This window comes from Nocardioides alpinus (assembly GCF_900112035.1).
Classification (GTDB): Bacteria; Actinomycetota; Actinomycetes; order Propionibacteriales; family Nocardioidaceae; genus Nocardioides; species Nocardioides alpinus.
Window position 1 is genome coordinate 112,518 of the sequence record NZ_FOKC01000004.1, and the last position, 14,455, is coordinate 126,972.

Consider the following 14,455-nt stretch of genomic DNA (forward strand, 5'->3'; position numbering starts at 1 on the left):
ACCACACCAGAGCGAGCTCGGGGCTAGCGGAGGACACAGACGATGACACCGATTCCACGACGTACGAGGCGCACCCTCTCCCCTCCGGCCGCGGCACTGACCGCGGCTGCCTCCGGCGGGCTGAGCAGGCGCGCACTGCTGGGGACCGGCGCGGCCGCGAGTGCCGGGCTCGCGCTGAGCGCGTGCGCCCCACCCGCGCCCCCCTCGGGAGGTCCGTCGAGCCTCAAGCTCCCGACGGACGTCTCGGACACGGAGAAGATCCTCAAGTGGTCCAACTGGACGGCCTACCTCGACATGAACGGCAAGGAGACGAAGTCCCCCACGCTGACCGCCTTCATGGAGCAGACCGGGATCGACGTGTCCTACAGCGAGGACATCGAGGACAACGACTCCTACTACGCGAAGGTCGCGCCGCAGCTGCGGGCCGGTCAGAGCATCGACCGTGACATCTTCACGCTGACCGACTGGATGGCCACGCGCGTCATCCGCGACCAGCTCTGCCAGCCGCTCGAGCTGATCCAGATGCCCAACGTCGTCGGGAACCTCCTGCAGCCGCTCAAGGACGCCTCCTTCGACCCGGGCCGCGCCCACTCGATCACCTGGCAGAGCGGCTTCGCCGGGATCGGCTACAACCGCGACAAGGTCGGGCGCGAGCTCAAGTCGCTCGACGACCTGTGGACCGACGACCTCAAGGGCCGCATCGTGGTGCTGTCGGAGTTCCGCGACACGGCCGCCCTGGTCATGCAGAGCCAGGGCGTCGACATCGAGAGCGACTGGGGCCGGGCCGAGTTCGAGAACGCCGTCGGCTTCATCGAGCAGAAGATCGACGAGGGCTACATCCGCAAGGTGAAGGGCAACTCCTACCTGGAGGACCTCACCAGCGGCAACGCCGTCGCCGGCATCACGTGGAGCGGTGACATCTTCGTCCTCGCCTACGACACCCAGGACCCGAGCTGGACCTTCACCATCCCGGAGTCGGGCGGGACGCTCTGGTCGGACAACATGATGGTGCCGATCACCTCCACCCGTCGGCGCAACGCCCAGCGGCTCATGGACTACTACTACGACCCGGCGGTGGCCGCCCAGGTCGCGGCCTGGGTCAACTACGTCTGCCCGGTCGACGGTGCGCAGGCGGAGATGGAGAAGATCGACCCCGACCTCGCCGAGAGCCCGTGGATCTTCCCGACGGCGGAGTTCATCGCCGACAACAACATCCAGCAGTTCCGGGTGCTCAACAGCGACGAGGACATCGAGTACTCCGACATGTGGTCCAGCAACGTGATGGGGAACTGACATGGCCGGGTTCAAGGAAGCCCAGGGAGACCTCCGCCTGGAGAGCGTCACCAAGACCTTCGGTGACTTCGTGGCGGTCGACGACATCGACCTCCACGTGCCGCGGGGGTCGTTCTTCGCCCTGCTCGGCCCGTCGGGCTGCGGCAAGACCACCACGCTCCGGATGATCGCGGGCCTCGAGCAGCCGACCTCGGGGCGGGTGCTCATCGGCGACACCGACCTGACCGGCTCACGTCCCTACGAGCGCCCGGTCAACACCGTCTTCCAGTCCTACGCGCTGTTCCCCCACCTGACGATCCGCGACAACGTCGCCTTCGGCCCCAAGCGCCGCAAGGCCGCCGATGCCGCCACCCTCGCGGCGGACGCCCTCGAGCTGGTCCAGATGACCCAGTTCGCCGGCCGCAAGCCGGCCCAGCTCTCCGGCGGCCAGCAGCAGCGCGTGGCGCTGGCCCGGGCGCTGGTCAACCACCCCGAGGTGCTCCTGCTCGACGAGCCGCTCGGTGCTCTGGACCTCAAGCTGCGTCGCGAGATGCAGGTCGAGCTCAAGCGCATCCAGACCGAGGTGGGCCTCACCTTCATCCACGTCACCCACGACCAGGAGGAGGCCATGACCATGGCCGACACCGTCGCGGTGATGAACAAGGGCACCATCGAGCAGCTCGGCGCTCCCGCCGACCTCTACGACCTCCCCCGCACCCGCTTCGTGGCCAACTTCCTCGGGCAGGCCAACACCGGCGTGGGCGCGATCGAGGGCACGGACGGCGACCACCTGGTGGCGGACGTCCTCGGGACCAAGGTCCGCATCAACAAGGCCCGCTCGCAGGTCCACGACGGCAACGTCCTGTTCGGCGTACGGCCCGAGAAGGTCCAGGTCTCGCGGACCAAGCCCGACGGTGTCGGCAACGACGTCAAGGGCGTGGTGCGCGACGTGTCCTTCCTCGGGGTCGCCACCAGCTACCTGGTCGACATGCCCAGCGGCACGACGTGGAGCTGCTACGAGCAGAACCTCGACGTCGACCCGATCGACCTGCGCCCCGGTGACGAGGTCTGGCTGACGTGGAACCCCGGCCACGCGTTCGGTGTCGCGGCGGAGGACCAGTGACAGCCCTCGCCCACGCTGCGGTCGACCCCGGGGGCGTCGACCCGGCGCCACCCGCGCCCGAGGCAGCCAAGCGGAGCTGGACGGCGTACCTACTGCTCCTCCCCGGCGTCCTGTGGCTCGGCGTCTTCTTCCTCCTGCCGCTCGTCCAGCTGGCCGCGGTCAGCCTGCAGAGCCGCTACCCCGGCTTCGCCGGCTACTACTACCGCGACCTCAACTTCGCCAACTACGCCAGCGCGCTGACCGACTACGCCCCGCACTTCGCGCGGTCGTTCCTCTACGCCGGGCTCGCGACGCTGCTCGCCTTCGCGCTGGCCTACCCGCTGGCCTACGCCATGGCCTTCAAGGCGGGCAAGTGGCGCAACCTGATGATGATCTGCGTGATCGCGCCGTTCTTCACCTCCTTCATCCTGCGCACCTTCGCGTGGTCGCAGATCCTCGCCGACGAGGGCTGGGTCGTGGGCGGCCTGGAGCTCCTGCACCTGCTGCCGGGTGGACAGATCATCAACACGCCGGTCGCGGTCGTCGCCGGCCTGACCTACAACTTCCTGCCGTTCATGGTGCTGCCGATCTATGCCTCGCTCGAGCGTGCCGACCCGCGCGTGATCGAGGCCGGCGGCGACCTCTACGCCAACGGCTTCACCACGTTCCGGACCGTGACCCTGCCGATGTCGATGCCGGGCGTGCTCGCCGGCACGCTGCTGACCTTCATCCCCGCTGCCGGTGACTTCGTCAACATGGAGCTCCTCGGGCCTCAACAGGGGAAGATGGTCGGCAACGTCATCAACGACCAGTTCCTCGCCATTCCCGGCGGCTACCCGGTCGCCGCCGCGCTGTCCTTCACGCTGATGGCCGCGATCCTGGTGATGGTCTTCCTCTACGTACGCCGCTTCGGCACCGAGGAGCTGGTGTGAGATGAGCACCACGACGACCACCACCGCGAACGGGCCGGCCTACCGGCCGTCGGCCGCCAAGCGTGCCCAGGTCTGGCTCGCCAACCACTTCGCCATGCTCACCGCGATCCTGGTGCTGCTCTACCTGTTCCTGCCCGTGGCCTACACGTTCGCGTTCTCGTTCAACGACCACGGCAAGACCAACATCGTGTGGCAGGGCTTCACGTGGGAGCACTGGCAGGACCCGTGCGGGGTGCCCGGCGTCTGCGGGTCGCTGGTGACCTCGCTGCAGGTCGGTGCGATCTCCACCCTTGTGGCGACCGTGCTCGGCACGATGATGGCGCTCGCCATGGTCCGCTACCGCTTCCGCGGCAAGGCGGCCAGCAACGTGCTGATCTTCGTGCCGATGGCGACGCCCGAGATCGTGATGGGCGCCGCGCTGCTGACGATCTTCGTGCAGGGCTTCTCCAACATCGGCATCAGCCTCGGCTTCACGACGATCGTCTTCGCCCACATCATGTTCTGCCTGAGCTTCGTGGTCGTGACGGTCAAGGCGCGGATCCAGTCCCTCGACCCGCGCATCGAGGAGGCGGCGCAGGACCTCTACGCCAGCCCGATGCAGACCTTCTGGAAGGTCACCTTCCCGCTGATCCTGCCCGGCATCGCCGGTGCCGCGATGCTCGCCTTCTCGCTGTCCTTCGACGACTTCATCATCACCAACTTCGTCTCCGGCAACGAGAGCACGTTCCCCAAGTTCGTCTACGTCGCCTCACGCCGGGGCATCCCCGCCGAGGCCAACGTCATCGGGTTCTCGATGTTCGTGCTCGCCGTCCTCCTGGTGGTCGGCGCCCAGTTCGTCGGGTCGGTGCGGGCCTCGCGGGTCAAGGAATGAGTACGAGGAGCCACATGCCTGAGTCAGGGTCCGAACCGATGCGCGTGCTGATGGTCGGCGCCGGTGGCGTCGGCGACGCCGCAGCGAGGATCGCCGTCGAGCGCGACTTCTTCGAGGCGTGGGTCGTCGCCGACTACGACCTCGGGCGCGCCGAGCACACCGTCGCCGCGGCGACCGGACGGCGCAGCGGCGAGGAACGCTTCAGCGCCGCGCAGGTCGACGCGTCCGACGCCGACGCGGTGGGCGCACTGGCACGCGAGGTCCGCGCGACGCACGTCTTCAACGCCGTCGACCCGCGCTTCGTGATGCCGATCTTCACCGGCGCCCTGGCGGCCGGGGCGAACTACCTCGACATGGCGATGAGCCTGTCCGCACCGCACCCCGATGCGCCCTACGAGAAGGTCGGCATCAAGCTCGGCGACGAGCAGTTCGCCCTGGCCGGCGAGTGGGAGGCAGCCGGAAGGCTGGCGCTGCTCGGCATCGGTGTCGAGCCCGGTCTCTCCGACGTCTTCGCGCGCTACGCCGCCGACGAGCTGTTCGACCACATCGATGAGCTCGGCACCCGTGACGGCGCCAACCTGGTGATCCGCGACGACGACGGCAACGAGGTGTTCGCGCCCGGTTTCTCGATGTGGACGATCATCGAGGAGTGCCTCAACCCGCCCGTGGTGTGGGAGCGGGAGAGGGGCGGTGGTGACCTGGAGTCGGGGTTCTTCACGCTGCCGCCCTTCTCCGAGCCCGAGGTCTTCGACTTCCCGGAGGGGATCGGTCCGGTCGAGTGCGTGCACGTCGAGCACGAGGAGGTGCTCCTCATGCCGCGCTGGGTCGACGCCGACCGGGTGACGTTCAAGTACGGCCTGGGCGAGGAGATGATCAGCATCCTGCGCACGCTCCACACCCTCGGGCTCGACTCCACCGAGCCGGTCACGGTCAAGGGGGTGCAGGTGTCACCACGCGACGTGGTGGCCGCCTGCCTGCCCGATCCCGCGACGATCGGTCCCCGGATGGAGGGCAAGACCTGCGCGGGGCTGTGGGTCACCGGCACCGGCAAGGACGGCGCCCCGCGCTCGACGTACCTCTACCACGTGGTCGACAACGCCGACACGATGCGCGACTACGGCGCCCAGTGCGTGGTGTGGCAGACCGCCATCAACCCGGTGGTCGCCCTCGAGCTGCTGGCCACCGGCACCTGGTCGGGCACGGGCGTGCTCGGTCCCGAGGCGCTGGCGCCGAAGCCGTTCCTCGACCTGCTCGCCGCACCCAAGCCCGAGGGATACGGGTCCCCCTGGGGGATCGAGGAGAAGTCATGAGCACCCCACGACGTTCTTCTCCCCGCTCCGCTCCTCCGAACAACGCCGTAGGGACCCCGCAATGACGCTCTCACAGGAACGGATCCTCGCCACCGAGATCCCCGGCCCCCGCTCGCGCGCGCTCCAGGAGCGCAAGGTGGCGGCGGTCTCGGCCGGGGTCGGCACCACGCTGCCGGTGTACGTCGAGCAGGCGGGCGGCGGCATCCTCCGCGACGTCGACGGCAACCAGCTCATCGACTTCGGGTCGGGCATCGCGGTCACCACGGTCGGCAATGCCGCGCCGCGGGTCGTCGAGGCGGTGCAGCGGCAGGTCGCCGACTTCACCCACACCTGCTTCATGGTCACTCCCTACGAGGAGTACATCGACGTCTGCGAGAAGCTCGCCGAGCTCACCCCCGGCGGCCACGAGAAGCGCTCGGCGCTCTTCAACTCCGGCGCCGAGGCGGTCGAGAACGCGGTCAAGGTGGCGCGCCACCACACCGGTCGCGACGCGATCGTGGTCTTCGACCACGCCTACCACGGGCGTACGAACCTCACGATGGCGCTGACCGCCAAGAACATGCCCTACAAGCACGGCTTCGGGCCGTTCGCCGGGGAGATCTACCGCGCCCCCATGGCCTACCCCTACCGCTGGCCGGGCGGCGCCGAGGCGTGCGCCGACGAGGCCTTCGACGCCTTCGTCACCACCGTCCACACACAGGTGGGCGAGGACAACTGCGCCGCCGTCCTGATCGAGCCGATCCAGGGCGAGGGCGGCTTCATCGTGCCACCCGCGGGCTGGCTGGCGCGGGTGGCCGACTGGTGTCGCGACCAGGGGATCCTCCTCATCGCCGACGAGATCCAGACCGGCTTCGCGCGCACCGGCGACTGGTTCGCGTGCGAGCACGAGGGCGTCGTGCCGGACCTGGTGACCACCGCCAAGGGCATGGCCGGAGGCCTCCCCCTGGCTGCTGTCACCGGCCGCGCCGAGGTGATGGACTCCGTCCACGTCGGCGGACTCGGCGGCACCTACGGCGGCAACCCGGTGGCGTGCGCCGCCGCCCTCGCCGCCATCGGCACCATGGAGGACCTCGACCTCCCTGCCCGCGCCCGGGAGATCGAGGCGATCTTCGTGCCCCGCCTCCAGGCCCTCGCCGACCGCCACCCCGACCGGGTGGGCGACATCCGGGGCCGCGGCGCGATGCTGGCCGTCGAGCTGGTCAGCGACGGCGCCGGACGTACGCCCGACGCGGCGCTCGCGGGCGCCGTGCACCGCGCCTGCTCGGCGCAGGGGCTGGTGACGCTCACCTGCGGCACCTTCGGCAACGTGTTCCGCTTCCTCCCCCCGCTCTCCATCGACGACCGCCTCCTGTCGGAGGGCCTCGACATCTTCGAGGCCGCCTTCGACGAGGCAGCCGCCGCACGCCAGTGAGAGGCTGCTGACATGCCTGACCTGATCGAGACCGTGCCCCGACAGCTCCTCATCGGCGGCGAGTGGGTGGATGCCGCCGGAGGCGCGACCTTCGAGGTGACCAACCCTGCCGACGACGAGGTGCTCACCCGCATCGCCGACGGTGCGCCGGCTGACGGCGAGCGCGCCCTGGCCGCCGCGGCCGCTGCCCAGAAGGAGTGGGCGGCGACCGAGCCCCGCACGCGCGGCGAGATCCTGCGCAGCGCCTTCGAGCTGCTCACCGAGCGGGCCGACGACTTCGCCCGGTTGATGACGCTCGAGATGGGCAAGACGCTGGCCGAGGCGAAGGGCGAGGTCGCCTACGGCGCCGAGTTCTTCCGGTGGTTCTCCGAGGAGGCCGTCCGGATCCACGGCCGCTACTCCCCCGCGCCCGCCGGCAACACCCGCCTGATCACGATGAAGGCGCCCGTGGGCCCCACGCTGATGATCACGCCCTGGAACTTCCCGCTGGCGATGGGGACCCGCAAGATCGGGCCGGCGATCGCCGCCGGCTGCACCATGGTGGTCAAGCCGGCCCACGAGACCCCGCTGACCATGCTGGCGCTGGCGGCGCTGATGGAGGAGGTCGGGCTCCCGCCGGGCGTGCTCAACGTCGTCACCACCACCGACTCCGGCGGGGTGTGCGAGCCGATCATCCGCGACCCCCGGCTGCGCAAGCTGACCTTCACCGGCTCGACCGCGGTGGGCAAGGTGCTGGTGGCCCAGGCCTCGGAGCAGCTGCTGCGCGTGTCGATGGAGCTCGGCGGCAACGCCCCGTTCATCGTCTTCGGCGATGCCGACCTCGACGCAGCCGTCGACGGCGCGATGCTCGCCAAGATGCGCAACATCGGCGAGGCCTGCACCTCGGCCAACCGCTTCCTCGTGCACTCCTCGGTCGCCGAGGAGTTCGCCGGGCGGTTCGCCGAGCGGATGGGCGCCCTCACCGTCGGCGACGGCACCGAGGAGGGCGTCGACGTCGGGCCCCTCATCACCGAGAAGGCCAGGGCCGGCGTGCACGAGCTGGTGGAGGACGCCGTCTCGGCGGGGGCGACCGCGCTCGTCGGTGGCAAGGTCCCCGAGGGGCCGGGCCACTTCTACCCGCCCACGGTGCTGGTCGACGTACCCGAGTCGGCGCGCGTGTTCCGCGAGGAGATCTTCGGACCGGTCGCGCCGATCACCACCTTCGACAGCGAGGCCGAGGCGATCGAGCGCGCCAACGACACCGAGTACGGCCTGGTGGCCTACGTCTTCTCCCGGGGGCACGCCCGCGTGCTGCGGGTCAGCGAGGCGCTGGAGTTCGGCATGGTCGGGGTCAACACCGGCATCGTGTCCAACCCCGCCGCACCCTTCGGCGGGGTCAAGCACTCCGGCTTCGGCCGCGAGGGCGGCTTCGAGGGCATCGAGGAGTACCTCGAGACCAAGTACGTCGGCAGCGCGCTGTGAGCCCGGCCGCGACCAGCATCGACCGTGCCCGCCTCGCGGCACTGCACGCCGCGGAGGAGCAGCGCTTCGTCGACCTGCACCCCACCTCGGCGCGGCTCGCCGCGGAGGCCGGCGAGCACCTCCTGGCCGGCGTCCCGATGCCGTGGATGACCCGCTGGCCGGGTTCGTTCCCCCTGTTCGTGGAGTCTGCGGCGGGCGGCGGCTTCACCGACGTCGACGGCATCTCCTACGTCGACCTGTGCCTGGGTGACACCGGGTCGATGACCGGCCACTGCCTGCCGGCGGTCGCGGACGCCGTGCGCGAGCGCACCGAGCGCGGCATCACCACGATGCTCCCCTCGACCGACGCGTCCTGGGTCGCCGGCGAGCTCAGCCGCCGCTTCGGTCTCCCCCGCTGGCAGATGGCGATGACCGCCACCGACGCCAACCGCTTCGTCCTGCGCTTCGCGCGCCACCTGACGGGTCGCCCGAAGATCGCGGTGATGGACTGGTGCTACCACGGCACCGTCGACGAGACCCTGGGCGTGCTCGAGCACGGCCGGGCCGGTGACCGGGTCGTGGCCCGCCCCGGCGCGCTGGGCCCGCAGGTCGACGTCGCCCTCACGACCGCGGTCGTGCCGTTCAACGACCTCGACGCGCTCGAGGCACGGCTCGCCGAGGGCGACGTCGCCTGCCTGCTGATGGAGCCGGCACTGACCAACATCGGCATCGTGCTGCCCGACGAGGGCTATCTCGCGGGGGTCCGCGAGATCACCCGCCGGCACGGCGTGCTCCTGGTCAACGACGAGACCCACACGATCTGCGCCGGTCCGGGCGGCGCGACCGCCGCCTGGGACCTCGACCCTGACTTCGTCGTGATCGGCAAGCCGATCGGCGGCGGCATCCCCGTCGCGGCGTACGGCATGAGCGCGGAGGTCGCCGCACAGCTGGAGGGTCCGATGCTGGGCCACGACATCGACGTCGCGGGCGTCGGCGGCACGCTGTCCGGCTCCGCGCTCGCCATGGCGGCCGTACGGGCGACCCTGTCGACGGCCCTGCGCCAGGAGGACTTCGACGTCGCCGTTCCGCTGGCCGAGCTCTTCACCGACGGCATCCGCGGCGTCATCGACGAGCACGGCCTCCCGTGGCACGTCCAGCGGCTCGGGTGCCGTGCCGAGTACTGGTTCTGCCCGCCGCCCCGCGGCGGGGCCGAGGCAGCCGCGGCCGTGGACGAGGAGCTCGACGCGTTCTTCCACCTCTGGACGGTCAACCGGGGCGTGCTGCTCGCGCCGTTCCACAACATGTCGCTCTTCTCGCCCTTCCACACCTCCGCCGACGTCGACGCCCACACGTCCGCGTTCCGGGGTGCGGTCGAGGCCCTCGTCGGCTGACCTGACGGACTCGCGTGCCCCCGGGGGTTCGGGCTCAGGTTCCCGGTGCGCCGATGACCCCTGCCGCCCGCGCCGCCTCGGCGTAGGCGGCGGCCAGCGTGTCGACGCTCTCGTGGGCGTTGAGGCCCGACGGGTTGGGCACGACGAAGACCCGGGAGTCGCCCCAGCCCTCGGGCTGCTCGCCGACGCGGGCGCGACGCTCGCCGAACGCGGAGCGGTAGGCCGTGACGCCGGCGATCGCCACCACGTCCGGACGCCGCTCGGCCACGAGTGCCCGCAGCCGTTGCCCGCCCAGCCGCAGCTCCTCCGGCGTCAGCTCGTCGGCGCGGGCGGTGGCCCGTGCCGCCACGTTGGTGATGCCGATCCCCTGCCGCACGAGGGCGTCGCGGTCAGCGGCGGTCATGCCCGCGGACGGGTCGACCGGCTCCGTCAGGATCCCGGCGCGCAGGAGCGCGGGATAGAAGCGGTTGCCCGGTCGGGCGAAGTGGGTCTGGGTCGCCGCCGTCCACAGCCCGGGGTTGATCCCCACGAACAGCAACCGCAACGGCTGCCCGGCCTCGGGCAGGAGGTCGGGGACCTCGATGTCGCGGAACGTCTCCAGCTCGGCCCTCGTGAACCCCATGGCACCATCGTGCCGGGTCGCGTTCCGCCGGCTCTCGCCGACGCCCGGATCCGGGCGTACGGTGAGTGGATGCGGAGCTGGCTCCAGGACTTCGGTCTGCTGCTGCTGGCCTGGATCGCGATCCAGGTCGTCTTCGACGCGGTGTTCTGCAGCCCCTGGGAGTGGGAGCGGCGGACCGTCGGGCGACTCCTCCGGCGCGTGAGACCCACGCCCCACACGGCCGAGGTGGTGCGGCTCCGCCGGCCCATCGAGCAGGTGGGCGCCGACGTACGCCGCCTGCGTCGGGCGTTCGGCCAGGAGGGCATGCGCTTCGCGAAGTACGAAGGGACCCGACAGGCCTACGACGGCGTCCTCGCCGAGGCGGCCGACACCCTCGAGCTCACCCACTTCCTGGCCGACCTGCCGCCCGGCGTCGACCGGGACCTCGAGCGCGTACGGGTCGAGGGGCTCCTCGAGGACGCCGGGCTGCTCCCGCCGCTGCACGCCGCCTGAGCCGGGCGCCCCTGCGTGTCGGACAGGACAAACCCCATCCACCGGAGGGGGCGGCCCGCCTGCCGGTGCTCAGGGAGGTCGACTTCGTCCTGTCGGACGCGCACGCCCGCACCTGGTCGTACGCACTGCCAGGGAAGCACGAGACCCCGCCTCCCTTGCGGGAGACGGGGTCTCGGATGATGCGGTGCCGGTCAGTGACCGGCGGTGATCACTTGGTGATCTTGACGACCCGGCCGGCGCCGACGGTGCGGCCACCCTCACGGATCGCGAACCGGAGGCCCTCGTCCATGGCGATGGGCTGGATGAGCTCGACCGACATCTCGGTGTTGTCACCCGGCATGACCATCTCGGTGCCCTCGGGCAGGGTCACAACACCGGTCACGTCAGTCGTACGGAAGTAGAACTGGGGACGGTAGTTGTTGAAGAACGGCGTGTGACGGCCGCCCTCGTCCTTGCTGAGGATGTAGACGGACGCCTCGAAGTTGGTGTGAGGCGTCGTGGTGCCCGGCTTGATGACGACCATGCCGCGCTCGATGTCCTCGCGCTTGGTGCCACGGAGGAGCAGACCGACGTTCTCGCCCGCCTGGCCCTCGTCGAGCAGCTTGCGGAACATCTCGACACCGGTGACGGTCGACTTCTGGGCGACCTCGCGGATGCCGATGATCTCGACCTCCTCGTTCACCTTGACGATGCCGCGCTCGATGCGACCGGTGATGACGGTGCCACGACCGGTGATCGTGAAGACGTCCTCGACGGGCATCAGGAACGGCTTGTCGGTCTCGCGCTCGGGGGTCGGGATGGACTCGTCCACCGCGGCCATGAGCTCGACGATCGACTCGCCCCACTTCTCGTCACCCTGCAGGGCCGGGAAGGCCGCCACGCGGACAACGGGGATGTCGTCGCCCGGGAACTCGTACTCGGAGAGGAGCTCGCGCACCTCCATCTCGACGAGCTCGATGAGCTCCTCGTCGTCGACCATGTCGCACTTGTTGAGCGCCACGACCAGGGCCGGCACGCCGACCTGGCGGGCGAGCAGCACGTGCTCACGCGTCTGGGGCATCGGGCCGTCGGTGGCGGCAACCACGAGGATCGCGCCGTCCATCTGAGCGGCACCGGTGATCATGTTCTTGATGTAGTCCGCGTGACCCGGGCAGTCGACGTGCGCGTAGTGGCGCGCCTCCGTCTGGTACTCGACGTGCGCGATCGAGATCGTGATGCCGCGCTGACGCTCCTCGGGAGCCTTGTCGATCTGGTCGAAGGCCGAGGCCTCGTTCAGGTTCGGGTACTTGTCGTGCAACACCTTGGTGATCGCCGCGGTCAGCGTCGTCTTGCCGTGGTCGATGTGACCGATCGTGCCGATGTTGACGTGCGGCTTGGTCCGCTCGAACTTCGCCTTAGCCACTGGGGCTCCTCCTGGTTGGGTTTGTACTGAAATCGTGGATGTGGAACGGGTGGTGCTGGACCGAGGGTCCGGGTGGAACTACTCGCCGCGAACCTTCTTGACGATCTCCTCGGCGATGTTCGAGGGAACCTCGGCGTACGAGTCGAACTCCATCGAGTACGACGCCTGACCGGAGGTCTTCGACCTCAGGTCGCCAACGTACCCGAACATCTCGGACAGGGGCACAAGGGCGTTCACGACCATGTCGCCGTGACGCTCCTCCTGCGCCTGGATCTGGCCGCGGCGCGAGTTGATGTCGCCGATGACCGTGCCGAGGAACGTGTCGGGCGTGGTGACCTCGACAGCGAACATCGGCTCGAGGAGCACGGGCTTGGCCCGGCGTGCGGCCTCCTTGAACGCCTGGTTGCCGGCGATCTTGAAGGCGAGCTCGGACGAGTCGACGTCGTGGTAGGCGCCGTCCTCGAGCGAGAACTTCACGTCGACCATGGGGTAGCCGGCGAGCACGCCGAACTCCATGGCCTCCTGGCCGCCCTGGTCGACCGAAGGGATGTACTCCTTCGGCACGCGGCCGCCGGACACGTTGTTCTGGAACTCGTAGCCGCCACCGGTGCCCGTCTCGGGGTCGATGTTGGGGCCGAGGTTGACCACGACCTTGGCGAACTGGCCCGACCCACCGGTCTGCTTCTTGTGGGTGTAGGAGTGCTTCTCGACCAGGTTGCGCACGGTCTCGCGGTAGGCCACCTGCGGCTTGCCGACGGTGGCCTCGACGCGGAACTCGCGCTTCATCCGGTCGACGAGGATCTCCAGGTGGAGCTCGCCCATGCCGGCGATGATCGTCTGACCGGTCTCCTCGTCCGCCTTGACGGTGAACGTCGGGTCCTCGTCCGACAGGCGCTGGATGGCCGTGCCGAGCTTCTCCTGGTCACTCTTGGTCTTGGGCTCGATCGCGACCTCGATCACCGGGGCCGGGAACGTCATCGACTCGAGCACGACCTGGTGCTGCGGGTCGCAGAGCGTGTGACCGGTCTTCGTGTCCTTGAGACCCATGACGGCCACGATCTGGCCGGCGCCGACCGACGCGATCTCCTCACGCTTGTTGGCGTGCATCTGGTAGACCTTGCCGATCCGCTCCTTGCGGCCGTTGACCGAGTTGACCACGGTCGAGCCGGCCTCGAGCTTGCCGGAGTAGACGCGGACGTAGATCAGCTTGCCGAGGTGCGGGTCGGTGGCGATCTTGTAGGCGAGGCCGGAGAACGGCTCGTCGTCGGACGGCTGGCGGACGATGACCTCGTTCTCGTCCTTGACCGAGTGGCCCTGGATGCCGTCGATGTCGAGCGGCGAGGGCAGGTAAGCGACGACCGCGTCGAGCAGGGGCTGGACGCCCTTGTTCTTGAACGCGGTGCCGCACAGGACGGGGTTCAGCTTGTCGGCCAGCGTGGCGCGACGGATCGCGGCCTGGAGGTCCTCGACGGAGAAGTTCTCCTCGCCCTCGAGGTAGCGCTCCATGATGGCGTCGTCGGCGTCGGCCAGGGTCTCGATGAGCATCGCGCGGTACTCGGCGGCCTGCTCGGCGAGCTCGGCCGGGATCTCCTCGACCTCGTAGTCCTCACCCATCGTGGTCTCGCCGCGCCACACCAGGGCGCGCATGCCGACCAGGTCGACGACACCGATGAAGTCGCCCTCGGCGCCGATCGGCAGCTGGAGGACCAGGGGCGTCGAGTTGAGGCGCTCCTTCATCATGTCGACGCAGCGGAAGAAGTCGGCACCCGTGCGGTCGAGCTTGTTGACGAAGCACATGCGGGGGACCGAGTACTTGTTGGCCTGGCGCCACACCGTCATGGTCTGCGGCTCGACACCGGCGACACCGTCGAAGACCGCCACGGCGCCGTCGAGGACGCGCAGCGAGCGCTCGACCTCGGCGGTGAAGTCCACGTGGCCGGGCGTGTCGATGATGTTGATCTGGTGCTCTTTCCACCAGCAGGTCGTCGCGGCGGACGTGATCGTGATGCCGCGCTCCTGCTCCTGCTCCATCCAGTCCATGGTGGCACCACCGTCGTGCACCTCACCGATCTTGTAGGTGATGCCGGTGTAGAAGAGGATGCGCTCGGTGGTGGTGGTCTTGCCGGCGTCGATGTGCGCCATGATGCCGATGTTGCGGACCTTGTTGAGGTCGGTGGTGATGTCGACGGCCACGTCTGTGTCTCAGTCCC

The 14,455-nt window shown here is 69.6% G+C and carries 12 protein-coding genes; 9 read left to right on the top strand and 3 right to left on the bottom strand.

Annotation, left to right across the window (positions count from 1 at the left end):
• The first annotated feature begins 42 nt into the window (after nucleotides 1-42).
• The 8 genes from BM127_RS10395 (at nucleotide 43) to BM127_RS10430 (ending at nucleotide 9,729) form a co-directional block, all read left to right on the top strand.
• Complete coding sequence (locus BM127_RS10395; protein ID WP_091198309.1) at nucleotides 43-1,293, top strand: ABC transporter substrate-binding protein; 1,251 nt, start codon at nucleotides 43-45, stop codon at nucleotides 1,291-1,293.
• 1 nt (nucleotide 1,294) lies between these two features.
• Nucleotides 1,295-2,395 (top strand): ABC transporter ATP-binding protein, encoded by a 1,101-nt coding sequence (locus BM127_RS10400; protein WP_091198311.1) that lies wholly within the window; start codon nucleotides 1,295-1,297, stop codon nucleotides 2,393-2,395.
• Nucleotides 2,392-3,306: an ABC transporter permease gene (locus BM127_RS10405; RefSeq protein ID WP_091198314.1), complete on the top strand. Its 915-nt coding sequence runs from the start codon at nucleotides 2,392-2,394 to the stop codon at nucleotides 3,304-3,306. Before BM127_RS10400 ends, BM127_RS10405 begins: the two co-directional genes overlap by 4 nt.
• A gap of 1 nt (nucleotide 3,307) precedes the next feature.
• On the top strand, nucleotides 3,308-4,177 hold the full coding sequence (locus BM127_RS10410; RefSeq protein ID WP_091198316.1) for an ABC transporter permease: 870 nt from the start codon (nucleotides 3,308-3,310) through the stop codon (nucleotides 4,175-4,177).
• Between the two features lie 14 nt (nucleotides 4,178-4,191).
• Complete coding sequence (locus tag BM127_RS10415) at nucleotides 4,192-5,487, top strand: saccharopine dehydrogenase family protein (RefSeq protein ID WP_231263201.1); 1,296 nt, start codon at nucleotides 4,192-4,194, stop codon at nucleotides 5,485-5,487.
• A gap of 61 nt (nucleotides 5,488-5,548) precedes the next feature.
• Nucleotides 5,549-6,898 carry a 4-aminobutyrate--2-oxoglutarate transaminase gene (gabT, locus tag BM127_RS10420; protein ID WP_091198322.1) on the top strand — a complete coding sequence of 450 codons (1,350 nt, stop codon included), beginning with the start codon at nucleotides 5,549-5,551 and terminating at the stop codon, nucleotides 6,896-6,898.
• 12 nt (nucleotides 6,899-6,910) lie between these two features.
• The gene (locus BM127_RS10425; protein WP_091198325.1) at nucleotides 6,911-8,359 is read left to right on the top strand and encodes an NAD-dependent succinate-semialdehyde dehydrogenase; all 1,449 of its coding nucleotides are present in this window, start codon (nucleotides 6,911-6,913) and stop codon (nucleotides 8,357-8,359) included.
• Complete coding sequence (locus BM127_RS10430) at nucleotides 8,356-9,729, top strand: transaminase (RefSeq protein ID WP_091198327.1); 1,374 nt, start codon at nucleotides 8,356-8,358, stop codon at nucleotides 9,727-9,729. Before BM127_RS10425 ends, BM127_RS10430 begins: the two co-directional genes overlap by 4 nt.
• Before the next feature lie 34 nt (nucleotides 9,730-9,763).
• On the opposite strand, the gene BM127_RS10435 is transcribed toward BM127_RS10430, so the two are convergent.
• Entirely contained in the window at nucleotides 9,764-10,351 is a 588-nt protein-coding gene (locus BM127_RS10435) for a mismatch-specific DNA-glycosylase (protein WP_091198329.1), read from the bottom strand.
• 69 nt (nucleotides 10,352-10,420) lie between these two features.
• Between BM127_RS10435 and BM127_RS10440 the strand changes: the two genes are divergently transcribed.
• The gene (locus BM127_RS10440) at nucleotides 10,421-10,843 is read left to right on the top strand and encodes a hypothetical protein (protein ID WP_101228809.1); all 423 of its coding nucleotides are present in this window, start codon (nucleotides 10,421-10,423) and stop codon (nucleotides 10,841-10,843) included.
• Nucleotides 10,844-11,051: 208 nt separating this feature from the next.
• Here the strand turns inward: BM127_RS10440 and tuf are convergent, their stop codons facing one another.
• Complete coding sequence (gene tuf / locus BM127_RS10445; protein WP_091198335.1) at nucleotides 11,052-12,245, bottom strand: elongation factor Tu; 1,194 nt, start codon at nucleotides 12,243-12,245, stop codon at nucleotides 11,052-11,054.
• 78 nt (nucleotides 12,246-12,323) lie between these two features.
• Nucleotides 12,324-14,387 (bottom strand): elongation factor G, encoded by a 2,064-nt coding sequence (fusA, locus tag BM127_RS10450; RefSeq protein WP_231263233.1) that lies wholly within the window; start codon nucleotides 14,385-14,387, stop codon nucleotides 12,324-12,326.
• Nucleotides 14,388-14,455: the final 68 nt, after the last annotated feature.